General features: G+C 30.1%; 22 protein-coding genes. 6 read left to right on the top strand and 16 right to left on the bottom strand.

What is annotated here, in order from left to right:
* Nucleotides 1–76: 76 nt before the first annotated feature.
* From RWQ73_RS03575 to trpX, 3 genes are all read right to left on the bottom strand, one after another.
* Entirely contained in the window at nucleotides 77–850 is a 774-nt protein-coding gene (locus tag RWQ73_RS03575) for an ATP-binding cassette domain-containing protein (RefSeq protein ID WP_314406733.1), read from the bottom strand.
* Nucleotides 851–853: 3 nt separating this feature from the next.
* Complete coding sequence (locus RWQ73_RS03570; RefSeq protein WP_314406732.1) at nucleotides 854–1,729, bottom strand: ABC transporter permease subunit; 876 nt, start codon at nucleotides 1,727–1,729, stop codon at nucleotides 854–856.
* Nucleotides 1,730–1,970: 241 nt separating this feature from the next.
* Nucleotides 1,971–2,975 carry a tryptophan ABC transporter substrate-binding protein gene (trpX, locus tag RWQ73_RS03565; RefSeq protein WP_314160634.1) on the bottom strand — a complete coding sequence of 335 codons (1,005 nt, stop codon included), beginning with the start codon at nucleotides 2,973–2,975 and terminating at the stop codon, nucleotides 1,971–1,973.
* A gap of 799 nt (nucleotides 2,976–3,774) precedes the next feature.
* Here trpX and RWQ73_RS03560 point away from each other — a divergent pair.
* Complete coding sequence (locus RWQ73_RS03560) at nucleotides 3,775–4,989, top strand: MFS transporter (protein ID WP_314406731.1); 1,215 nt, start codon at nucleotides 3,775–3,777, stop codon at nucleotides 4,987–4,989.
* 84 nt (nucleotides 4,990–5,073) lie between these two features.
* Here the strand turns inward: RWQ73_RS03560 and RWQ73_RS03555 are convergent, their stop codons facing one another.
* From RWQ73_RS03555 to mutM, 6 genes are all read right to left on the bottom strand, one after another.
* On the bottom strand, nucleotides 5,074–5,355 hold the full coding sequence (locus RWQ73_RS03555; RefSeq protein ID WP_314406730.1) for a MazG-like family protein: 282 nt from the start codon (nucleotides 5,353–5,355) through the stop codon (nucleotides 5,074–5,076).
* 10 nt (nucleotides 5,356–5,365) lie between these two features.
* Nucleotides 5,366–6,226: a 16S rRNA (adenine(1518)-N(6)/adenine(1519)-N(6))-dimethyltransferase RsmA gene (rsmA, locus tag RWQ73_RS03550; RefSeq protein ID WP_314406729.1), complete on the bottom strand. Its 861-nt coding sequence runs from the start codon at nucleotides 6,224–6,226 to the stop codon at nucleotides 5,366–5,368.
* Nucleotides 6,226–6,777 carry a ribonuclease M5 gene (rnmV, locus tag RWQ73_RS03545; protein WP_314406728.1) on the bottom strand — a complete coding sequence of 184 codons (552 nt, stop codon included), beginning with the start codon at nucleotides 6,775–6,777 and terminating at the stop codon, nucleotides 6,226–6,228. Before rnmV ends, rsmA begins: the two co-directional genes overlap by 1 nt.
* Nucleotides 6,778–6,839: 62 nt before the next feature.
* Nucleotides 6,840–7,172, bottom strand: coding sequence for a hypothetical protein (locus RWQ73_RS03540; RefSeq protein ID WP_314406727.1), 333 nt, complete (start codon nucleotides 7,170–7,172; stop codon nucleotides 6,840–6,842).
* Nucleotides 7,173–7,242: 70 nt separating this feature from the next.
* A complete protein-coding gene (locus RWQ73_RS03535; RefSeq protein WP_314406726.1) occupies nucleotides 7,243–8,091 on the bottom strand; it encodes a YitT family protein in 849 nt (282 codons plus the stop codon).
* Between the two features lie 12 nt (nucleotides 8,092–8,103).
* Nucleotides 8,104–8,964, bottom strand: coding sequence for a bifunctional DNA-formamidopyrimidine glycosylase/DNA-(apurinic or apyrimidinic site) lyase (gene mutM, locus RWQ73_RS03530; protein ID WP_314406725.1), 861 nt, complete (start codon nucleotides 8,962–8,964; stop codon nucleotides 8,104–8,106).
* Between the two features lie 185 nt (nucleotides 8,965–9,149).
* Here mutM and RWQ73_RS03525 point away from each other — a divergent pair, with 185 nt between their 5' ends.
* Complete coding sequence (locus RWQ73_RS03525) at nucleotides 9,150–10,493, top strand: LCP family protein (protein WP_314406724.1); 1,344 nt, start codon at nucleotides 9,150–9,152, stop codon at nucleotides 10,491–10,493.
* A 38-nt stretch (nucleotides 10,494–10,531) separates the two neighbouring features.
* Here the strand turns inward: RWQ73_RS03525 and RWQ73_RS03520 are convergent, their stop codons facing one another.
* From RWQ73_RS03520 to RWQ73_RS03510, 3 genes are read right to left on the bottom strand one after another with little or no spacing between them, the layout of a single operon-like run.
* Nucleotides 10,532–11,473 (bottom strand): DUF4097 family beta strand repeat-containing protein, encoded by a 942-nt coding sequence (locus tag RWQ73_RS03520; protein ID WP_314406723.1) that lies wholly within the window; start codon nucleotides 11,471–11,473, stop codon nucleotides 10,532–10,534.
* Entirely contained in the window at nucleotides 11,466–12,062 is a 597-nt protein-coding gene (locus RWQ73_RS03515; protein WP_314406722.1) for an HAAS signaling domain-containing protein, read from the bottom strand. The genes RWQ73_RS03520 and RWQ73_RS03515 overlap by 8 nt, the downstream gene beginning before the upstream one ends.
* Nucleotides 12,055–12,372: a PadR family transcriptional regulator gene (locus RWQ73_RS03510; RefSeq protein ID WP_314406721.1), complete on the bottom strand. Its 318-nt coding sequence runs from the start codon at nucleotides 12,370–12,372 to the stop codon at nucleotides 12,055–12,057. Before RWQ73_RS03510 ends, RWQ73_RS03515 begins: the two co-directional genes overlap by 8 nt.
* Nucleotides 12,373–12,526: 154 nt before the next feature.
* Here RWQ73_RS03510 and RWQ73_RS03505 point away from each other — a divergent pair, with 154 nt between their 5' ends.
* Entirely contained in the window at nucleotides 12,527–13,162 is a 636-nt protein-coding gene (locus RWQ73_RS03505; RefSeq protein WP_314406720.1) for a YigZ family protein, read from the top strand.
* Nucleotides 13,163–13,215: 53 nt separating this feature from the next.
* Here the strand turns inward: RWQ73_RS03505 and RWQ73_RS03500 are convergent, their stop codons facing one another.
* The 3 genes from RWQ73_RS03500 to RWQ73_RS03490 all read right to left on the bottom strand — a co-directional run bounded on the left by RWQ73_RS03500 (nucleotide 13,216) and on the right by RWQ73_RS03490 (nucleotide 16,524).
* Nucleotides 13,216–13,854: an NAD(P)H-dependent oxidoreductase gene (locus tag RWQ73_RS03500; protein WP_314406719.1), complete on the bottom strand. Its 639-nt coding sequence runs from the start codon at nucleotides 13,852–13,854 to the stop codon at nucleotides 13,216–13,218.
* Nucleotides 13,855–13,926: 72 nt separating this feature from the next.
* The gene (locus RWQ73_RS03495; protein ID WP_314083648.1) at nucleotides 13,927–15,234 is read right to left on the bottom strand and encodes an aspartate kinase; all 1,308 of its coding nucleotides are present in this window, start codon (nucleotides 15,232–15,234) and stop codon (nucleotides 13,927–13,929) included.
* Nucleotides 15,235–15,369: 135 nt separating this feature from the next.
* On the bottom strand, nucleotides 15,370–16,524 hold the full coding sequence (locus RWQ73_RS03490) for a homoserine dehydrogenase (protein WP_314406718.1): 1,155 nt from the start codon (nucleotides 16,522–16,524) through the stop codon (nucleotides 15,370–15,372).
* 255 nt (nucleotides 16,525–16,779) lie between these two features.
* Here RWQ73_RS03490 and thrC point away from each other — a divergent pair, with 255 nt between their 5' ends.
* The 3 genes from thrC to asd all read left to right on the top strand — a co-directional run bounded on the left by thrC (nucleotide 16,780) and on the right by asd (nucleotide 20,299).
* Complete coding sequence (gene thrC / locus RWQ73_RS03485) at nucleotides 16,780–18,252, top strand: threonine synthase (protein WP_314406717.1); 1,473 nt, start codon at nucleotides 16,780–16,782, stop codon at nucleotides 18,250–18,252.
* On the top strand, nucleotides 18,252–19,133 hold the full coding sequence (thrB, locus tag RWQ73_RS03480) for a homoserine kinase (protein WP_314406716.1): 882 nt from the start codon (nucleotides 18,252–18,254) through the stop codon (nucleotides 19,131–19,133). Before thrC ends, thrB begins: the two co-directional genes overlap by 1 nt.
* Before the next feature lie 89 nt (nucleotides 19,134–19,222).
* A complete protein-coding gene (gene asd / locus RWQ73_RS03475) occupies nucleotides 19,223–20,299 on the top strand; it encodes an aspartate-semialdehyde dehydrogenase (protein ID WP_314406715.1) in 1,077 nt (358 codons plus the stop codon).
* Nucleotides 20,300–20,364: 65 nt separating this feature from the next.
* Here asd and RWQ73_RS03470 read toward each other — a convergent pair whose 3' ends face one another.
* Nucleotides 20,365–21,471, bottom strand: a complete 1,107-nt coding sequence (locus tag RWQ73_RS03470; RefSeq protein ID WP_314406714.1) for a Gfo/Idh/MocA family oxidoreductase — start codon at nucleotides 21,469–21,471, stop codon at nucleotides 20,365–20,367.
* Nucleotides 21,472–21,621: the final 150 nt, after the last annotated feature.

The following is a 21,621-nucleotide window of genomic DNA, read 5'->3' as shown; positions in this document are numbered from 1 at the left end:
TAAATGAATATAAAATGAAAAAACGACCTAAAGTGGTAATTTATAAAATCACATATCTAAGTCGCTTTTGTTACTTTTATTCACTTTCTTCCAAGTTGTAAAGTAACTCATATAATACTTTTGCATCTAGTTTTTCTTTTTCATCTTTACTAATATCTCGAACTAACTCTCCACGGTGCAACACTATTATTCTATTTCCGTATTTAACTGCATCTTGGATATTATGAGTAATCATTAAAGCAGTTAACTTTTTCTCTTCTATTTTTTCACGAGTAAGTTCCATTATTTTCTTCTGTGTTTTAGGATCTAATGCTGCAGTGTGTTCGTCAAGAAGTAAAAGTTTTGGAGTAGTCATAGTCGCCATTAAAAGCGCAATAGCTTGACGTTGACCTCCTGACAACAGACCCATTTCACTATCTAATCTATCTTCAAGCCCCAAATCTAAAGTTGCCAATAATTCTTTAAAAAGCTTTCTATCTTCTTTCGTAGTCCCTGGTTTGAAACCTCTAACTTTACCACGACGTAACGCTAAAGACATATTCTGTGCTACAGTCATACGAGGAGCTGTTCCATCAAGTGGATTTTGGAAAACTCTACTAATGAATCCCGCTCTTTTGTGTTCTACTATATTACTTACATCTTTTCCCTCGATTAAAATTTCTCCACCGTCTAGTGAGAAAGAACCCGCTAAGGCGTTAAGAAATGTTGATTTCCCTGCTCCGTTTCCTCCAAGAATAGTAATAAAATCACCATCTTTTATCTCAAGACTAACATTTTTTAAAGCATGTTGCTCTCTAATAGTTCCAGGAAAGAATGTTTTATCTATTTTATTTATTTTTATAAATGACATGTTCTACGCATCCTTTCTCTTAGTTTTTAATTTTAATTGAGGTAAAGTTAAGAAAATAGCAATTACTAAAGCTGAAACTAGTTTAAAGTCATTAGCTCCAATAATATTTAATTTCAATACTCCAACTAACAATAATCTATAAATTATAGCACCACAGATTACACAAATTAATCTTGTAGTAAAAGTTACGTCTTTAAAGATTACTTCTCCTATAATAATTGCTGCTAAAGCTACTACTATTACCCCGATACCGCTATTTACATCTGAATAACCATTATTTTGAGCTAAAATTGCACCAGCTAAAGAAATAATTCCATTAGCAAGCATTAATCCTAAAATAGTCATTGTTTTTGTAGAAATACCTAATGCTGTTGCCATTTTCTCATTATCTCCTGTTGCAATTAAACTCTGGCCTAATTCTGTTGAGAAGAATAAAGACATAGCGATAATAATTAATCCAGAAAGAATAATTCCAACAAATACAGTATCATAATGAGTTGGTAAGTTTAATCCTTGAATCTTACTGAAAATTGTATCTTTATTGATTAAACTTAAATTTGGTCTACCCATAATTCTAAGGTTAACCGATAATAATGCAGTCATCGTCAAGATACCTGCAAGTAAACTTGGGATTTTACAAACAGTAATTAAGAACCCTGTAACAAGCCCAGCTAACATACCTGCTACTATAGAAATCAGGGTAGCTACTATTGGATTAATCCCATTGTGGATACAAATAACACAGACAGCTGCTCCTAAAGGATACGCTCCTTCTGTAGTCATATCTGCAATATTTAACACTCTAAAACTTATAAACAATCCAAGCGACAATATTCCCCACAGCATTCCCTGAGAAATCGCCGAAATAAATAAATCCATTTTGCACCTCTTTTATTTTATATTTGTTCTAATTAGGTTTATATAACTTAGAGCGACTCATAAACAATAATTTATTTTCTATTGATTTGATGAGTCGCTCCTTTAACTTTATTTACTACCTATAATGGGGCTGACCCAAAAGTCCTAAATTTCAACAAAATGTATATGATAATTCATAAACTTTGCGGGGGGACTCGACAAAGTCGATTTCTCCGAAATCACGATTTTTGAGTCACTCTCATTATTTTTTATCTACTACTTTTGCTTTATCTTTAATCTCTTTTGGAATTTCAATTCCTAATTGTTTTGCTTTTGCTTCATTTAGGTAAATTACACCTTCATTAGCAAGAACGATTGGCATATCTTTAGTATCAGCACCTTTTAACACTTTAGCTACAACTTTTGCAGTTTCAACACCGATTTGATATTGGTCAACACCTAGTCCTAATAGTCCTCCATCAGCTACCATTGTATCTGCAGATGGGAATACTGGAATTTTCTTAGCATCAGTAACTTTTACAACTGTCGCCATTGCACTAGCAATTGTATTATCGATTGGCACGAAGATTGCATCAGTTTGTGAAGCAAGACTTTCTGTTACTTGTTGAATATCATTTGTGTTCGCTACTGTTGATACTTTAACTTCTAATCCTAATTCTTTAGCTAATTTTTCAGCTTCTTGAGCTTGTTTCACAGAGTTATCTTCACTAGCTGTATAAAGAATACCAACTTTTTTCATATTAGGTAATACTTTTTTCATGATTTCAAGTTGTTGTTTAATTGGAGTTCTATCACTAACACCAGTAATGTTATTTCCTGGTTTATTTTCAGCTTTAATTAATCCTGCTTCAACTGGATATGTAATACCACCCATTATAATTGGTTTATCTTTTGTTGCATTTGATAGTGATAAAGTAGCTGGTGTTGTAATACCTACTAAGATATCATTATTATCTGTAACTAATTTTTGACCCATACTTGCTAAGTTACTTTGATCACCTTGAGCATTTTGAAGATCAATTTTTAAATTTTTACCAACTTCATATCCTTCTTTTTTAAGTCCATCTTCTAAACCTTTATAGATTTGGTCAAGAGCCGGATGACTAAGTAGTTGAAGTACTCCTACTTTAACTTCTTTATTATCAACTTTTTTAGTTTCTTCACCTTTTTTACTTGAGAAGAATCCATAACCTAATACACAAACTAATAATACCGCGAATGCTACAAAAATTTTATTTACTTTCATTTTAATAATCTCCTTTATGTTTAATAATATTTTTTGTAATCAAATTTTAGAAGCGTATCTATATAAAAAGACCACTAGCATAATATCTAGTGGTCCTTTAACTATAATTTTAATAATATAAAAAGCCACCTAGATATTTCTATGTGGTCTCGATTTTTCCATCACAAATAATCCACATAGATACTTACTTCTCGTCTGAGAGCCGTATCTATGTTAAAAAGAAACAAGATCGACTCAGTATCTAGTGGCTTTGCCAACGAATATTTAGTTGTAGCGTGTCAACTTGATACAGTTTCATAAATCTCTTTTCTCCTTTACGTTTAATTCTTGATTACATTATACCAACTGTTTCTTAAATTGTCAATATACTTTTTAAAAAAATATATAAAATTCTGACAATTCCATGAAAAATCTATTTATTTCGTTAATAATATATTTTTTTTGAACGGTTATATCTTTATTCCTCGCTATATATAAACAATTATTAAAAATATATTAAGACCATTTCATCTTATCCTTCTGTATTATAAAATTATCCAATATATAAATAGCTACTTTTAAAAATTATGAAAATTATTCGTTTTCATAATTTAAATATAAAGATTTCTATAAATATCTCAACTTTAAAACCTCAAATATTACTGTTATATATAGCTTAAATATGTATTATTAAAAATCTCAATTTTAATGAAAATAAATTTGAAAATATATCATTTTCATGAAAATTTACACTTGAAAATCTGTTTTCATAGGAGTATGATAAATATATGTTATTAAAAATTAAGTTAGGAGAATATTTATGGATAACCATTCTGCTATAGAAAAAGAAAAATTATTTAACAAAGGATTTATCACAATAACTACAATTAATTTTATTGTATTTTTAATATATTATTGTTTCGTAGTTATTACAGCAAAATTTGCAACATCTCAATTAGGAGCTACTGCAGCTCAGGCAGGATTTGCCGCAGGTATTTATATTATCGGAACACTTGTCGCTCGTCTTTATATCGGTAAGAAATTAGAAATTGTTGGTCGTAAACAAATTTTACGTTTTGGAGCTTTAATCTATTTAATAACAACCTCAGCTTACCTAATATCATCTAACATTATTATTTTAGACACTGTTCGTTTTCTAAATGGTTTTGCATACGGAACTATTTCTACTGCTGCTAATGCAATCGTTACAACTTATATACCTAAAACTCGCAATGGTGAAGGTATAAACTACTATGGATTAAGCACAAGTTTAGCTGCTGCAATCGGGCCATTTATCGGTATGTTACTACTTCCTATTACAGGATTTAATGCCGTTATCATACTAGCAATCATATTATCTGTTTCAGTTACAATTGCTTGTTTCTTATTCCCTATTAAAAATATCGAATTAGATGAAAAACAAAAACAACTTTTAAATAGTTGGGCACTAAATACTTTTATCGAGTATAGAGTTCTATTTATTTCAACAGTAGCATTTTTAATCGGTTTAGCTTACTCTAGCGTGTTAGGCTTCTTATCTATTTATGCTGATAGTTTAAATTTATCAACAGCTGGAGCATTCTTTTTTGTAGTTTACGCTCTTATTATCACGGCTACTCGTCCGTTCGCAGGGCGTGTATTTGATGCTCGTGGTGAAAATGCGGTTATGTATCCAAGTTTTGTATTTTTAACTTTAGGCTTATTAATGTTAAGTTTTACTAACGGTAGCTTTATGTTATTATTCTCAGGTGCATTAATTGGATTAGGTTACGGAACATTCATGTCAAATGGTCAAGCTGTTTGCCTAAAACTTGTTGACTCTACTAAAGTAGGTATCGCACTTTCTACTTACTTTATAGGATTAGATCTTGGTCTTGGATTTGGACCTTATGCTCTAGGTACTGTTCATGGAATCCTATCTTATAGCGGAATTTATATTCTTTGTGCAGTAATCACAATCGGTGTCACAGTTCTTTATGCAATGTTCTACAAAGGTAAAGAGATACCTGTACTAAAAACAAAAACTAGTCGATAGTAATATTAAAAACTTTAAAAGAGGAGTGACTCAAAAAATCGATTTCTACGAAATCCCGATTTATGAGTTACTCCTCTTTTAATTTTATTTTTCTGGATATCGTCTTGCAACATCTATCAACTTTTCTTCGATAATTTTTTTAGGATCCTCATTTAGATAATAACACATTGCTAAAGAATAAATTAAAACATCCGCTAACTCATCTTTTATCTCTTGTATATTATCCCCTTTTTCGTCCCATTGAAAATGTTCTAATAGCTCTGCCGCTTCTATAGAGATACTTTTAGAAAATCTTTCTAAAGTATCATATTTTTCCCAACCTCTTTTTTCTCGAAACTCAGTTATTATAGTTTTTAGTTCTTCCATCTTATTTCCCTTAGATTAAGCTGCTATTTATTAAATTATTATATAAATTGTAGAATTCTACTAAACTTAAAGTTTCACTTCGTCTAGCTGGTTCAATATCACTATCTACACAAGCATTTTGCAAATCTTGCTTTTTATCTTTACCATAACTTGAAATTAGGTTATTTAATAGTGTTTTTCTTCGTTGAACAAAACATGAACGAACAAATTTAAAGAATTTAGCATCAGTTTCAAATTCACGATTTTCCTTAGTCATAATTTTCACAACTGCACTTTCAACATTCGGTGCTGGTACGAATACTTTTTTCGGTACAGTAAATAAATATTCAACATCAGTATAGTAATTCAATAGAATTGTCAATGAATTATAATCTTTTGTTCCTACCTTAGCATTTAGTCTATTAGCAACTTCTTTTTGCATCATAACTACATAACCATCAATTTTCTCAGTATTTTCTATTAAGTGAGTTAAAATTGGCGTGGTAATGTAGTACGGTAAGTTTGCTACCACCATAATTTTTTCACAATCCGACATCTTCTCAGCGATTATTTTATCAACATCAACTTTTAAGATGTCATTATTTATAATCTCAACATTAGGATAATCAGCAAGTGTCTCCGATAAAATCGGTAAAAGTCTACCATCAATTTCAAATGAAATTACTTTTTTAGCTTTCTTAGCTAATGCCTCTGTAAGAGAACCAATTCCAGGTCCAATTTCTATTACCCCTACATTTTCATTTACTCCAGCTCCATCAACGATTCTATTTAAGATATTCGCATCTATTAAAAAGTTTTGCCCTAGACTTTTCTTAAATGTAAAACCGTGTTTTTTTAGTATTTCAAAAGTTTTCTTAGGTGTTCCTATCATTATTTTATTCCTTTACTTATTTTTGTCATCTCATCTAATAAACGTTCTTTAGAAATATTATACATATTAAGTTTGTTTAGTAATTGTTTGGCATTAGTATAACCTATATTTAATCTTTCACAAAGTTCTTCTCTTAAAACTTTTGAAGTAGCGCCTCCTACTAAACCTAACTCTATCAATATTTCATTACTTATATCATTTTTCACCTCATCCATCGGTGTATAATGATTTCTTATAGCCGCAATAATATCTTCTTTACTCGCAGCCTCAATTCCAATTTTCCCTTTGCTATCTACTGCTTTTTTATTTGAAATATAAGCATGTTTAGCAGTAGGGATACTTTTTTCTATTATACTTCTAATTCTTTTTCCGGCATAATCAGGATCGGTTAGAACTATTAATCCTCTTGTTTTCTCTAGAAAGATTAAACGTTCTATTTTCTTCTTAGTTAGAGCAGAACCATTAGTTTCAAATGTATCACAATCTATTGCTTCTTTGACCCTATTTGTATCATCTCTTCCTTCTACTACTATTATTTCTTTGATTTTCATTTTATTATCCTTTAAAAAATTCATCAGTCTATTATAACATATTTAAACAAATTTTTCTCATGCTAGCTTGAATATTTCAAATAGTTGTATATTTCATGCGTAATTTCATTGTGAACTTTATACTTATAACCTCCGCAAAGAAAATTCTTTTTTAATTCAAATTTCTCTTTAAGCATAATCTTTTCTAATGCTTTTCCTTTCTTACACACTAGTATTTCCCAATGATTTTCAAACTTAACTAAGTAACAATTATAGGTCTTATCTTTTCCATATGTTCCAGCTAAATATAGAAGTCCAACAAGGTCTAATAGTATATGCCACCACTTTACTGTTTTTCTTCTTTCTAACAAATAAACTTTCTCGCTTTTAATTAGATAATTATATAATTCTTCCATTACTCCCACCTCTTTATACTAATTATATCACAAAAAATCCTCTGCAGAACAAACCGCAAAGGAAATTTTATTAGTGTATATCTTTTTTCTTAAAGTTAGCTCCACTTACTTCACTAACTGTTCCAATTGATAAAAAGGCATTCTTATCATTTCTAAAGACTATTTTTTTAAGTTTTGATTCTTCAATACGAGTAATTACACAAAAGATGATTTTTGTTTCTTGTCCAGAATATCCACCTTCTCCGTGTAATAAAGTTACCCCACGACCTAATCGATCTTGAATTTCTTGACTTATTACTTGATAGTTGCTTGTAATAACCATTACAGATTTAGAATCATTTAGTCCCTCAATAACTATATCCATCACTTTAGAAGCAACGAAATAACTTATCATAGAATATAACGCCGCTTCCCATGTGAATACAAATCCAGAAGCTATAAAAATCACAACATTTATTCCAAGAACCATCTCCCCTACAGAAATCGGTAACTTTTTAGTAGCGTAGATTGAAAACATTTCACTACCGTCTAGTGTTCCACCATTTCTAATAACTAATCCTACCCCTATTCCAAGTATTATACCACCGAAGATACACGCTAAGAATGGATCGGTAACTAGCGGAGGAAAACTATGAAAATAAGATGTTGCAAAAGATAAGATAATAATTCCAAAAATAGATGCTATAGAAAAGCCTCTACCTATTTGCTTATATCCTAAATACAGAAATGGAATATTAAAAATTAAAATGAAAACCCCAAGTGGTAATCCTATGTAGTGACGGGCAATAATTGATACACCAATTACTCCTCCATCTAATATATTATTGGGAATTAAGAAAAATTCTAACCCCGCTGCGAAAATTAATGATCCAATAATTATACTTATATATTTCTTTAAAAAATCTATTTTGCTCTCCATTGATTCTCCTTTTTATTTTATTTTTTGACAAATAGGACAAAAATGACTAGAACGACCTTTTATCGTAACATTTTCTACATCATGACCTAACGGGCAAACTTTCTTTCCATAAATCTGATGGAAATTTTGCATGTTTCCTTCTCCACCATCAGCATGAACATAATCCGAGATTGTAGATCCACCCTCTTTTATTGCCAACTCTAAAATATCTACTAATTCTTTAAATAAACTCTCCTTTTTCTTTTTTGAGAGTTCACTCGCCTTTGTTAGTGGATGAACTTTTTGACGATATAATACTTCACAATCATAAATGTTACCACATCCACAAAATACGTTTCCTTCTAGAAGTAGCGCTTTTATAGGTTGATCCTTATATTTGTTTTCAGCTAATTTATCTAGAAAATATTTTTTTGCAGTATTATCAAAAGGTTCTGGAGCAAGATTAATAAAAGGTTTAAACTTCGTTATATCTTCAATATATCTAAGCTCTCCAAATCTTCTAATATCACTGTAAACTAGTTTTTCTCCGGTTGACAATTCGAAAATTACATGTTGGTGTTTAAAATAGTTCTTATTAGTAATCTCTGCTATATCTTTAACTAAAAAAAATGCTCCTGTCATACCAAAATGTGTAATTATATATCCCTCATTTAATGTAAAATATAGATATTTCCCTCTACGTGATAATTTTTCTATTGTTTTTCCTTTAACATTCTCAGAAAAACAACAAATATCTTGCTTTACAATTGTCATTTTATTTAGTTTATGGCTTTCTTTTACAGTATTTGAGTATTTTACATCTAGAATTTGTTTGTCTATAACTACTTCTTCTAATCCAAATTTTATATTTTCAACCTCTGGTAACTCCGGCATAATGTGCTCCTATTTTTATAATTACTTTTTTAATTGTAATACAAATAATAAAAAAATTCAAAGATTTCTTTTTAACTTATCTTGATAATATACCTATTTTCTTTATTTTTTTCGCTTTATTATAGCGTTAGAACAAAATATGTAGTATAATAATAAAGTTAAATATAAAAAGGGGCCGTTATTAAATGGAAGAAAGAGAATCTAGACGAAAAAGAATTAGTTCAGCCTCATATAAAAGAGGAGGACGCTCTCCTAAAAAAAGAGGTTTTAAAAAAATATTATTCACAATTTTAGCATTATTCTTAGTTGGAACTGGAGCATTTGCCGCTTATACTTTCCATAACTTCTCAAGTTCTGCTAAAAAAGGTTATAAAAATGTAGATTATCTAAAAGAAGTTGATCCTAACTTTAAAAAATTCTCAGTTTTAATTTTAGGTATTGATATGAATGATGATCGTAAAGCACAAGGTCAAACTCGTGAAGATAGTAGAACAGACTCTATGATCTTAGCAACTGTCAATAAAGATAAAAAACGTATGGATATGGTTAGTATCCCTCGTGACTCTCTTAGTTTAATGAGAGAAAAAGATGATGAAAACAACAATAGTGCTTATTTCTACGACAAAATTACCCATGCACATGCGTATAATGATGTCAAAGGAACGACTAATGCAGTAGAAAACCTGCTAAATACTCCAATTAACTTCTATGTATTAATTAACTTTAAAGCATTTGTTCAAACTGTTGATGCCTTTGGTGGTATTGATTTATACGTTCCTTTCGATATGGATGAGCAAAATGCTAATGGTGAAGAAAATACAATTAAACTGAAAAAAGGGTGGCATACTTTAAATGGTGAACAAGCCCTTGCCTTTGCTCGTAGTAGATATTACGATAGTGATATTGAACGTGGTCAACGTCAACTTCAAGCTATTCATTCACTTATTGATAAAGCAAAAAGCTTAAATGCTTTAGCAAAAATCAATGAAGTTATTAACATAGCTGGAAATAATGTAGAGCATAATTTATCAACAACTCAAATCTCTACAGCAATTAAAATGTTCCTTAATGAAGATATGGAAATCGTATCTCATAGAATCGAAGGCTATGACATTTATTATGGTGGTGTCTACTACTATTATCCAAGACCACTGTCTTTACTTTATGCATCTTCTGCATTAAGAAATAATCTAGATTTACCTTTACCAAAGGCTACAGATTTATTAAACATCTACTATCAAGGTCATATCTCTATAGGATTTAAACAATATAGAATTAATAATTTACGTTTAGTGCAAAATTATCCAATTTCTAATCTTACAGTTATGTCACCAGAAGATTCATTATTAAATCTTCCTGAACGACTTACATCAGAAGATTTGAAAAATGATATAACTGTTAGTAACGAAAATAGACCAGATGAGACAACTAATAATAATAACAATGGCAATAAACAGAAAAATACTACAACTGGTATCGGTACAACAAATACCCATCAAAATACCAATGTAAATAATAACCAAGAATAATTAATATCCCATCAAAACTAATTTTGATGGGATATTAATTATTTATTTGAAAACTTTACATTTACAGTTCCAGTTTTTGAAGAGGTGAATAATTGTTTCTTTTTATTTGAGCTATTTGTAAAATTTGATTCTTCATCACTTAATTCAGCTATAATATCACCTTCTGTTGACTTAAGAGTAATAGAATTATTTGCAGTAAGATTACTTAGAATAATATTACCAGTAGTTGTTTTTAAGTTAATATTATCTGAACTTTCACTAGGAAGATTACTTACCTTAATATTTCCTAGTTCATTAGTTATATTAATATCTTTTATTGTTGATGATGACAACTCTATATCTCCTGTTTCATTATCAATACTAATATCTTTTAAATCATTAATATTATTTAATTTAACATCTCCTGTAGCAACATTAATTTTTAGAGAATTATTTTTACTATTTAAGTTATCTATATTTAAATTTCCAGTTGCTAATTTAATATCAGCATCTGAAGCTGAAATATTAGTTATATATACATCACCTAGTTTACTATTAATTATAAGAGATTTAATATCTAGATTCTTGATAAAATAATCTCCTAATTTATTAACTGAATTGATATCGATATTAGAAGATTTAGGTATTTTTATAATAAGTTTTCTTTTTTCAGTAAAGAAATTAGAATTAATACTCACAATATTTTTATTTTCTTTTATAGATAACTTATTTCCTATGTGCTCTATATTAACTTTACGTTCTAGAGCAGTATAGTATTCTATTTCCATATTTTTAGAAGTAGTATTCTCTTCTATGGTTACATCAGAATCAATAATATCTAAATCTAAATTTTTAACATCATCAATTGAGACAGTATAATTCTTTTTCTCAAAATTAGAAGAAAATCTAGGTATATGACCATTATTTAAGTAAGTTGCTAATCCTATCAATACTAGTCCAAAAATTATAAAACTAATAGAAATTTTTATAAATTTATTCATTTATATACACCTCTTTTTTGAAAATCTTCACAAAAATTGTTCTGATGTTTATACCATTTTGACGTGATTTTTTATATATTTTTATCAACCAGTCAATACCAATTAAACCAGCCCCTGAAATAACAAATCCAAATCCTAAAGTATCTAAGAAATACGAAATATTTCTTTCGTAAATAAGATAAAATGGGGATTTTAATATTAATAAGATTCCACCAATGAAAATAGCTATAATAGAAAATACAATACTAAATATTATAGATAGAATAACTATAAAAAGACTAGCGACTAGAGAAAATATAGTTATCCAAGCAGGAAATAATAATACGATATTAATAAAGCCGAGCTCTCGTGGTATAAACCTCCATACTAGTTTTGTTTGTTTTTTCCCAATATTATGTTCATCTAAAATTTGATCAACGATGATATTAATATCCCCTAATTGCGATACAGCTTCTTCTTCACTTAAGCCCTCATCAATACGATCATCAATCATTTCTTCAAAAAAATTGAGTGTTTTATACATCTCTTTTGGCGATAAATATTGTTTTAATTTATTTCCCAAAAGAGTGCAAAACTGTGTCTTATCCATGTTTTTCATCTCCTAATATATATTTATGTGCATTACTTATTACTTTCCAGTCGATAAGAAATTCCTGAATTTTATTGAGACCAACATCTGTAATTTTATAATATTTTCTTAGTCTACTATTATGTTCTACCGAATATGAGGTAACACAATCGTTTGCTTCCAAGCGTTTTAAGATTGGATATAACGTTGATTCCGATATAGGAATTACATTTGAAACATCTTTTATAATTTTATACCCATATGATTCAGAATTACGTAAAGTAGCAAGAACACATATTTCCAATAAACCTCTTTTTAATTGAGCTTCCATACAAATATCTCCTTTCACATAATACTATACATTGCATAGTATAATTTGTCAAGTAGTATAATGAGAAATACATTCTAATTATTGACATTTTATTTATAATACATCATAATTAATATAGTAAATTCAGCAAATTACAAATTACAAAGGAGGTACTATGGCGAAAAAATTTATTACAATCAAAGAAGATTCATACGACGAATTTGTAGAGAAAAAATCTACATTTATCACCCATTTAATTAGGGTAAGTAGGGAAGACGAAGCTCGTGATTTTATTCAAAAAATGAAGAAAAAACACTATGATGCAACTCATGTTTGTTCATGTTATGTTGTTGGAGATAATAACGAAATAACTCGTGCTAACGATGATGGTGAACCTAGTGGAACTGCTGGTGCTCCGATGTTAGACGTACTAGTAAAAAAAGAAATAAAAAATGTCTGTGCTACCGTAATACGTTATTTCGGTGGGACTAAGCTAGGAACTGGTGGTTTAGTTCGTGCATACGGTGGTGGAGTTATTAATGCGTTAAAAAATGCAACATTAGTAGAAAGAAAAGATGCTTTTGAAGTTAGATTAGAATTAGATTATAGTCTAAATGGAAAAATAGAATATGAAATTGGAAAAACTAATTTTATCGTGAATAATCTAGAGTATACCGATAAGATCGTTTATACAATTTATGTTATGCAAGAAGATTATACCAACTTTGAAAATTGGATTGCTAACCTAACTAACGGCCAATTTAAAATTATATCTTCTAAAGAAAAACAACTTGAATTCGATATAAAATAAAGATAAGAAGGAAGTAAAAACCGAATTAAACGGTCTCTTATTCCTTCTTAGTTTTATTTTTTATTCTTTCTAGAAAATTCTTCTATCCATGCTTTTAAATCAACTATACCCTGTTTTACAATTTGTTCTTTATTATTAAACGCTAAATCTAGTCCCTCTACTCGTAAAACTTTAATTTTATCTATTCCCAGCACACTAAATATACCTCTAACATACTGAACCGCAAAATCTAAATTTGTATATTGAATATGCTTATCGAATTCCCCTCCGCTAGTTATAACAAAAGTCACTTGCTTATCGGAATCATCCAATCCTATTAAAGATTCTTCTTCACATTTAAATGTCTCATTCACAATTACAATATTATCTATGTAATCTTTAAATTTTGACACTACATTAAAATTGTGAAGTGGCATATAAATAAACACTGCTTTAGCATTCTTCCATTGTGCTAATAACTCTTTTTGTCTAAGTTTATCATGTTGTTCTTTTTCTGATAAATGTACTCCTTCATAGTTAAACATAAACTTATCCATTACTGGAATATGTAAACTTGGGTCGTATAAATTAAGGTTTTCTATATTTTTGAACCCTTCTTCTCTTAATTTATCTTTTCCTACATTAGCTAAGATATTTGATATACGATGTTTCCCATCATAGTCTGGATGACACATAATCTGTAAAATTTTCATAACTCACCTCTAAATAGTAATTACCAATTATAAAAAACTTCCCAACTATAAAGTAATTGGGAAGTTTTGATTTTATTTAAACTCGTTGTAAATTGTGTTTATAGTTTTTTCATAATCATTATTATGAACACCTACGATAATATTAATTTCATCATTAGTTTGTGAAATTAATGCAATATTTACCCCTGCTTCCCCTAAAGCTTTGAATAATCTACCTGATAAACCTTTTGTATTTTTCATTTTTTCTCCTACTGTAGCAATAAGTGAAATTTCATGAGTAACATTAACCTCATCAGCTTCTAAAACTGCTTTAATTTTAGCAACTAACTCATGAATAAATGGTCTAACATTACCTGTTTCTACAACTACAGAAAATGAGTCTATTCCACTTGGAATATGTTCGATACTAACATTAAAATCTTCAAATATTTTAAGTGCTTTACCTATTAATCCAACCTCATTTGCCATATGACGTTTTTTAATTGTAATAATTGAGAAATCTTTTTTCCCTGCAATACCAGTTACTATTTGTTTTGCATCAAGGTGCTTATTATCAGAAATAATAGTTCCCTCTGCAGTTGGATCATTTGTATTACGAATTTGAATTGGAATGTCTTTATCACGAACTGGGAAAATAGCCTCCTCATGAAGAACGCTAGCACCCATATATGAAAGTTCACGAAGTTCTGTGTAGCTTATAACTTTAATTTCATGTGGATTTTCAATAATACGTGGGTCTGCCATTAAAATACCTGATACATCCGTCCAGTTTTCATAAACACTAGCATCTGCAATATTAGCAACTATCGCACCACTAACATCTCCTCCTCCACGAGTCATAATTTTTATTTCACCATTAGGACGACTTCCATAAAATCCAGGAATAAGTAGACGATCATATTCTTTCACTACAGCATCAAAAGCTGCTTGAGTTCTTTCAAAATCAATTTCACCTTGATAATTGTAAAAAATTAAATCTTTAGCATCCACAAAATGATACCCTAAATACTCAGCCATCAATAAAGCTGTTAAATATTCTCCACGGCTTACTAAATATTCCTCATCGATTCCTTTACTAATCTCTGCTTTTAATTTAGCAAGTTCTCCTTCGATATCAAATTTTAAGTTTAATTCATTTTTTATAGCAATAAACTTATCTTCAATCATTTTAAAAATATTGTCAAAGTTAATATTGTATTTAGTATGTGCATAGCATAAATAAAGTAAGTCTGTTACCTTATTATCTTCTTTATTCGCTTTCCCTACAGCACTAACTACAACAAAACGACGCGCATCGTCAAGTTCTACAATACTTTTAACTTTTTTAAATTGTTCCGCACTCGCTACCGAGCTTCCTCCAAATTTTGCTACTCTAACCATCTTAACTCCTTTTTCTAACTTGTTATTTGTATTTTTATTACTAATATATATTATATAACTATCCGTAAAAAAATCAATAAATTTTCTGAAAAATCTAAAATTTATTTTTAATAATCATTTTATTCTTTATAACAATTATTTATGAAACTTAGCAACAACAAACTTACTATCTTTATCTTTTACTTCAGCAACTAAATCAGATAGCTGTTTTAATGAAATTTCTTTTGTCTTTACATAGTAATTATCTTTATATTGCTCAGCACTCTCTACTAATCCACTAGATAATTTAACCGACGAACGTATTAGATAGTTTCTTCTAGTTAATTCCTCAGAATAAGTTAAGTCATTATTTATTACTACATCAACTCTAGCTGCCCCTTCATTAATATCTACAATATCCTGAACAATAGCGTTTCCTGTAGGTAGTTTCCCTGCTCCTTGACCATAAAATTTAAGTTCACCAATAAATGATCCATCTAAAGTAATGATATTATTATTTAAAGGAACAGCCGCTTCTTGAGATTCTTTTCCAAAAATAGAAAGCATTACTGAAGTCTCATACTTTCCATCTTCTACATTAGTCTCTCCTATATACTTAACAGCTAAATCATATTGTTTTAAATAGTCAATATCATTTTTTGTAATATTTCTCATAGAGTATGTAGGAAAATCTGGTTCAACATGAATGTCAAATGCAAGTGCATTACTTAAAATAATTTTATTAACTACATCTCCACCATCTACATCAGCACTAGGATCTGCTTCAGCATAACCTAAGTCTTGCGCAGTTTTTAATGTAGATTCAAATTCTTGATTATTTCTATACATATTATCTAGAATAAAATTACTTGTTCCGTTAAATATTCCATAAACACGTTTTACTTCATCAACACGTCTAGTTCTCTCTAAGTTTACAAGCCAAGGGATTCCACCACCTACACTAGCTTCAAAAATAAACTTCACTTTATTTCTTTCTGCCAATTCGACAAACTCATCTAAATATTTAGCTGCTACAGCTTTATTCGCTGTAACAACATGCTTCCCACTCTCTAATGATTTTTTTATAAATTCATACGCAGGATTAATTCCTCCTAAACATTCAACAACTACTGAGATTTCCTTATCATTAATAATTTCATTAATATCATCTGTAGCTAAATGCATTTTGTCGCGACTTCTCGCAAAAACACTTTTCACTTCAATTTTCTTTAATTCGTCTGTTTTTCCATTTGTTATTATATCGTATACTCCGCTACCAACAGTTCCATACCCCAAAATAGCAACTTTCATAAAATTTATTTCCTCCTTGAAAGTATTTTTTCTCTACTAATTAAAAGTTTAGCAAGTATTTTTTCTATGTCAATAATTTAATACTTATAATTTTCAATCAATTTCAACTTTTTTCAATTTTTGACTGTTTTTATAACCATTTTTGGTGTAAAATTAAAGTTATAAAAATTAATCAGGTTCTTTTTGTAAAAAACACTTGTATTTTTATAGAGAACATTGTATCATATATACAACGATAAAGCAAGGAGATTTTAAATGATTTACGAAAGTACAAGAGATATTAATAGAAAATTAAATCCTAGTGAAGCTATTCTTCAAGGTTTAAGTGAAGAAGGTGGACTTTTCGTTTTAAGAGATTTAGGAAAAAATAAATTAGATTTAGAGAAATTAATCGGAAAAAGCTACTATGAAGTAGCTGAAGCCGTGCTACGTCTTTTCGTAGACTTTAACGATGAAGAAATTAAAAAATGTGTAGAAGAAGCATATAGAGGTAAATTCTCTCATGAAAACATTACTCCTCTAGTAGGATTAAAAGATAGCTACGTTCTTGAATTATTCAATGGACCTACTAGTGCATTTAAAGACGTAGGTCTTTCACTTCTTCCACAACTTACAAAAACGGCACTTACAAAAGTAGAAGACAAAAATGACATTCTTATCTTAACGGCGACTAGTGGAGATACAGGTAAAGCTGCACTAGAAGGTTTTAAAGATGTAGATAGAACAAAAATTATAGTCTTCTATCCTAACGATGGAGTAAGTACAGTACAAAAAACACAAATGCAAACTCAAGAAGGTAAAAATACAAAAGTTTGTGCAATTCATGGAAACTTTGACGATGCTCAAAGTGGTATTAAAGAACTATTCGTTGATGAAGAATTCAAAAAAGAATTACTTACTAAAAACATTAAGTTATCAAGTGCAAACTCAATCAATATCGGGCGTCTTATCCCACAAGTAGTTTACTACGTTGTTTCATACCTAGACTTAGTAAATACAAACAAAATTAAATTAAATGATAAAGTTAACTTTGTTGTGCCTACAGGTAACTTTGGTAATATTCTTGCTGGTTACTACGCTGAACAAATTGGATTACCTGTAAATAAACTAGTTTGTGCAAGTAATAACAATAATGTACTTTATGATTTCTTAACAACTGGTGTTTATGATAAAAATAGAGATTTCTTAAAAACAGTATCACCAAGTATGGATATCTTAATTTCTAGTAACTTAGAACGTCTACTATACTACGTTAGCGGTTGTGATAACGCATATATTGCTAAACTTATGAAAGACTTAAAAGAAACTGGTCGCTTCGAAGTTACCGGTGACGTGCTAGCTAAGATAAAAGATAAATTCCAAGCTGGGTTTGCTGATGATGAACAAACTAAAGAAACAATTAAAGCTATCTATGAAAAAGATAACTACCTATTAGATACTCATACTGCAGTAGCTTACAAAGTTCTTCTTGATAATTTAGATAATGAGCATGCTAGTATTGCATTATCAACAGCATCTCCATATAAATTTACAGAGAGTGTCTACTCTTCTCTATTCGAAACTCAAGGTGAGGACGAGTTTACTCTTATGAATAAACTTCATGAAAAAACAAAAGTTGTTATCCCTGAGAACTTAAGAGATCTTGACAAAAAAGAAATTAGACACAAAGATGTAATTAATAAAGAAGATATGAAGAAATACATCTTAGAGAAACTAGGTGATTTATAATGGTAAGTGTTCGTGTACCTGCCACTTCTGCGAATGTTGGATGTGGATTTGATAGCCTTGGTGTTGCTTTAACACTTTACACTACTTTTAAATTCGAAAAATTAGACAGTGGTCTTGAATTCGTCGGATTTGAAGAACGTTTTTCGAATGAAAACAACCTAGTTTATCAAACATTACTAACTACACTAAAAAAATTAAACAAAGAAATTTCAGGTGTTAGAATATCAATTGATAATGATGTTCCGATTAGTCGCGGTCTAGGTAGTAGCTCTACTTGTGTTGTTGCTGGAATATACGGTGCGTACTTACTAACTGATACACCTATTGATAAACAAGAAATCTTTACAATAGCTAACGAGATTGAGGGACATCCTGATAATGTTTCGCCAGCTATCTTCGGAAGTTTAAGCTCATCTTGTACTACTGATAGTAAAGAAGCGGTGACTGTTAGATATGAGGTCGATGAGAAATTTAATTTCCTAGCATTAATTCCAAACTTCGAAACTTCTACTGAAGAAGCTAGAAAAGTAATGCCAAAAGAAATCAAACTACAAGATGCAATCTACTCATTATCACGTATCGGATCGGTTATTAAGGCATTTGAAACTTATGACTTAGAACTTCTTAATAAGGTTATGGGAGATAAAATCCATGAACCATACAGAAAAGAAATAATCCATGAATATCATGAGGTAAGAGAAATCTGCGAAAAGATTGATAGCTCTGCATTTTTCATTTCCGGAAGTGGTTCTACATTAATGAATATTGTTAGCGATACTAACAATATTGAAAAAATAAAAACTGAACTTGCTAAATTAAAATACAACTGGCAAGCAATTTTACTAAAAGTTGATAAAGAAGGAACAGTAGTTCTAAATTAATATGTTGATAATTTTTGGACTTCTTCTTTTATTGCAGAGAGGAAATTCATTTTAAAATATTTTTTATATAAATAAAGGAGAGATTTATTATGCAAAAATCAAGAGTAGCCGTATTAGGGGCAACAGGAATGGTAGGTCAACGCCTATTAGTATTATTAGAAAACCACCCATACTTTGACGTAGTTAAATTAGCAGCGTCACCTCGTTCTGCTGGTAAAAAATATGGAGAACTTATGGAAAGCCGTTGGAAATTAGATCACGCTGTACCTGAGTACACTAAAGAATTAGTTGTTGAAGACTTATACAAAATTGATGAAGTTTCTGAAGGAATTGACATGGTATTTTGTGCTATTAACCTTGATAAAGAATCTTTAATCAAACTTGAAGAAGACTATGCTAAACGTGAAGTAGTTGTTGTATCTAACAACTCTGCAAACAGAAACAAAGACGATGTACCGATGATTATCCCAGAGATTAACTCTGCTCACCTAGATGTTCTTCCAGCTCAAAGAGAACGTCTTGGAACTAAAAAAGGATTCATCGTTACAAAACCTAACTGTTCAATTCAAAGCTACGTACCTATCTTTGAAGCGATTAAAGAGTACGGTGTTAAAGAAGCATCTATCTGTACTTATCAAGCTATCTCAGGAAGCGGAAAAACGTTCAACGAATGGCCTGAAATGGTAGAAAATATCATCCCTTACATCGGAGGAGAAGAAGAGAAAAGTGAAAAAGAACCACTTAAAATCTTTGGTAAAGTAGTTGATGGGAAAATTGTTCCAGATGATTCTATGAAACTATCAGCTCAATGTATTCGTGTACCAGTTCTTGATGGACACCTTGCTTGTGTCTCATTCAATTTAGAAAATGATCCAGGATTAGAAACTTTAGTTGAAAAAATTAAAAATCATGTTCCTGAAATTGCTAAACATGAATTACCACTAGCTCCAACACCATTCATTAAATACTATGAAGAAAACGATCGTCCACAACCGGTTCTAGATCGCGATAACGAAAAAGGTATGCAAATTACTGTAGGTCGTCTTCGTGAAGATAACCTATTTGACTACAAATTCGTAGGACTTTCTCATAACACATTACGTGGAGCAGCTGGTGGAGCTGTATTAACTGCAGAACTAATTAAAAAATTAGGATACTTAGATTAATATTATAAAATAATACTCCAGGAGAACTTCTCTTGGAGTATTTGTTATTATTAGTCTCTTAGTTTCTATTTTACTATTTCTCTCAACTTTACTTTTCTATTTTCTTTTAAAGACAATGTGCATGCATCAGCAGTCGCAATTGACTCTAGAGCTGCGACACCATTTAATAGTTTTTCATATTCTTTTGATACTTTTTCTCCATTCAAAATATTATGCAAATACAACATTTCTTTATCTATACAGCTTTGTAACCAAAGAGGGCAACGTACATTAGGATTTCCATAAGCTATTGCTCCATCCATTCCTCTACCTGTATAAATAGCCATTCTGTCATCATCTTCTTCTTTTGATTCATGGATTAAGAAATAACTCTCTCCTTCTCCCGCTACTCTTAAAGTACCTCTAGTATTATATAAATCTAATTTTATAGCTCCTTTTGTACCTTCTATAAGGACATAGTGTTCACCCCATCTAAAAGCATTCCCATATTCAAGTACTGCGTATCGTTTATTAGAAAATTCCAGATTAACTATTAAGAAATCATCTTCATCACCAAAATTTTCGCCAACATGACATACATTTCCACCTATCATAGTTACTTGCTCGGGTAGACCATCCATAATAAATTGAATACAATCAAGTTCATGAATGTGATGGTATAAGTGTCCTCCAGACTGTGATCGATTTTTTTTCCAAGAAACAGTTTCTTGTTTTTCTTCCCATCCTGTTCTTGCTGCATGACAAAATATTACATCTCCTATTTTCCCTTGCTTAATCAATTCTTTTGCGTGATGTACTCCATTAAAAAAGTTCATAATATGACCTGCCATAAAAATCACATTATTTTCTCGACAAGTTTCAACCATAACCTTACAATCTTCATAAGATAAAGCGATTGGTTTTTCACAGAATACATGTTTACCATTCTTAGCGGCTAATAATACTGGCTCACGATGTAAATTACTCGGTGTTGCGACGATAACACAATCTACATCTTCTCTTGTTACCAATTGTTCTAAAGTTGAACAATTCTCTGCTTCTAGTTCCTTAGCAACTTTCTCTCCATTTTCTGGATCAAAAACTGCAGTTACCTTCGCATCTTTTATTTTCTCTAATGAACGAGCTAAGTCTGCACCAAAATAACCTGTTCCGACAATTCCATAATTTTTCATATCAAAACCCTCTTTTCATATTCCTAAACAATTAAGAAATAATATTATATGTCCTTATATTTATTCTACAACTTACTAATACAAATGTAAAGATTTATTTTCTGTTCATTTTTAATATAAATTTAAATCTTCAGATGCAAATCTCATATA

The organism is uncultured Gemella sp. (assembly GCF_963525875.1).
Classification (GTDB): Bacteria; Bacillota; Bacilli; order Staphylococcales; family Gemellaceae; genus Gemella.
This window is presented reverse-complemented; position numbering and strand designations above follow the sequence as displayed.

Coding starts and splice junctions, on each gene's coding strand:
- RWQ73_RS03575 (WP_314406733.1), bottom strand. CDS start 850: ATGTCATTTATAAAAATAAATAAAATAGATAAAACATTCTTTCCTGGA.
- RWQ73_RS03570 (WP_314406732.1), bottom strand. CDS start 1,729: ATGGATTTATTTATTTCGGCGATTTCTCAGGGAATGCTGTGGGGAATA.
- trpX (WP_314160634.1), bottom strand. CDS start 2,975: ATGAAAGTAAATAAAATTTTTGTAGCATTCGCGGTATTATTAGTTTGT.
- RWQ73_RS03560 (WP_314406731.1), top strand. CDS start 3,775: ATGGATAACCATTCTGCTATAGAAAAAGAAAAATTATTTAACAAAGGA.
- RWQ73_RS03555 (WP_314406730.1), bottom strand. CDS start 5,355: ATGGAAGAACTAAAAACTATAATAACTGAGTTTCGAGAAAAAAGAGGT.
- rsmA (WP_314406729.1), bottom strand. CDS start 6,226: ATGATAGGAACACCTAAGAAAACTTTTGAAATACTAAAAAAACACGGT.
- rnmV (WP_314406728.1), bottom strand. CDS start 6,777: ATGAAAATCAAAGAAATAATAGTAGTAGAAGGAAGAGATGATACAAAT.
- RWQ73_RS03540 (WP_314406727.1), bottom strand. CDS start 7,172: ATGGAAGAATTATATAATTATCTAATTAAAAGCGAGAAAGTTTATTTG.
- RWQ73_RS03535 (WP_314406726.1), bottom strand. CDS start 8,091: ATGGAGAGCAAAATAGATTTTTTAAAGAAATATATAAGTATAATTATT.
- mutM (WP_314406725.1), bottom strand. CDS start 8,964: ATGCCGGAGTTACCAGAGGTTGAAAATATAAAATTTGGATTAGAAGAA.
- RWQ73_RS03525 (WP_314406724.1), top strand. CDS start 9,150: ATGGAAGAAAGAGAATCTAGACGAAAAAGAATTAGTTCAGCCTCATAT.
- RWQ73_RS03520 (WP_314406723.1), bottom strand. CDS start 11,473: ATGAATAAATTTATAAAAATTTCTATTAGTTTTATAATTTTTGGACTA.
- RWQ73_RS03515 (WP_314406722.1), bottom strand. CDS start 12,062: ATGGATAAGACACAGTTTTGCACTCTTTTGGGAAATAAATTAAAACAA.
- RWQ73_RS03510 (WP_314406721.1), bottom strand. CDS start 12,372: ATGGAAGCTCAATTAAAAAGAGGTTTATTGGAAATATGTGTTCTTGCT.
- RWQ73_RS03505 (WP_314406720.1), top strand. CDS start 12,527: ATGGCGAAAAAATTTATTACAATCAAAGAAGATTCATACGACGAATTT.
- RWQ73_RS03500 (WP_314406719.1), bottom strand. CDS start 13,854: ATGAAAATTTTACAGATTATGTGTCATCCAGACTATGATGGGAAACAT.
- RWQ73_RS03495 (WP_314083648.1), bottom strand. CDS start 15,234: ATGGTTAGAGTAGCAAAATTTGGAGGAAGCTCGGTAGCGAGTGCGGAA.
- RWQ73_RS03490 (WP_314406718.1), bottom strand. CDS start 16,524: ATGAAAGTTGCTATTTTGGGGTATGGAACTGTTGGTAGCGGAGTATAC.
- thrC (WP_314406717.1), top strand. CDS start 16,780: ATGATTTACGAAAGTACAAGAGATATTAATAGAAAATTAAATCCTAGT.
- thrB (WP_314406716.1), top strand. CDS start 18,252: ATGGTAAGTGTTCGTGTACCTGCCACTTCTGCGAATGTTGGATGTGGA.
- asd (WP_314406715.1), top strand. CDS start 19,223: ATGCAAAAATCAAGAGTAGCCGTATTAGGGGCAACAGGAATGGTAGGT.
- RWQ73_RS03470 (WP_314406714.1), bottom strand. CDS start 21,471: ATGAAAAATTATGGAATTGTCGGAACAGGTTATTTTGGTGCAGACTTA.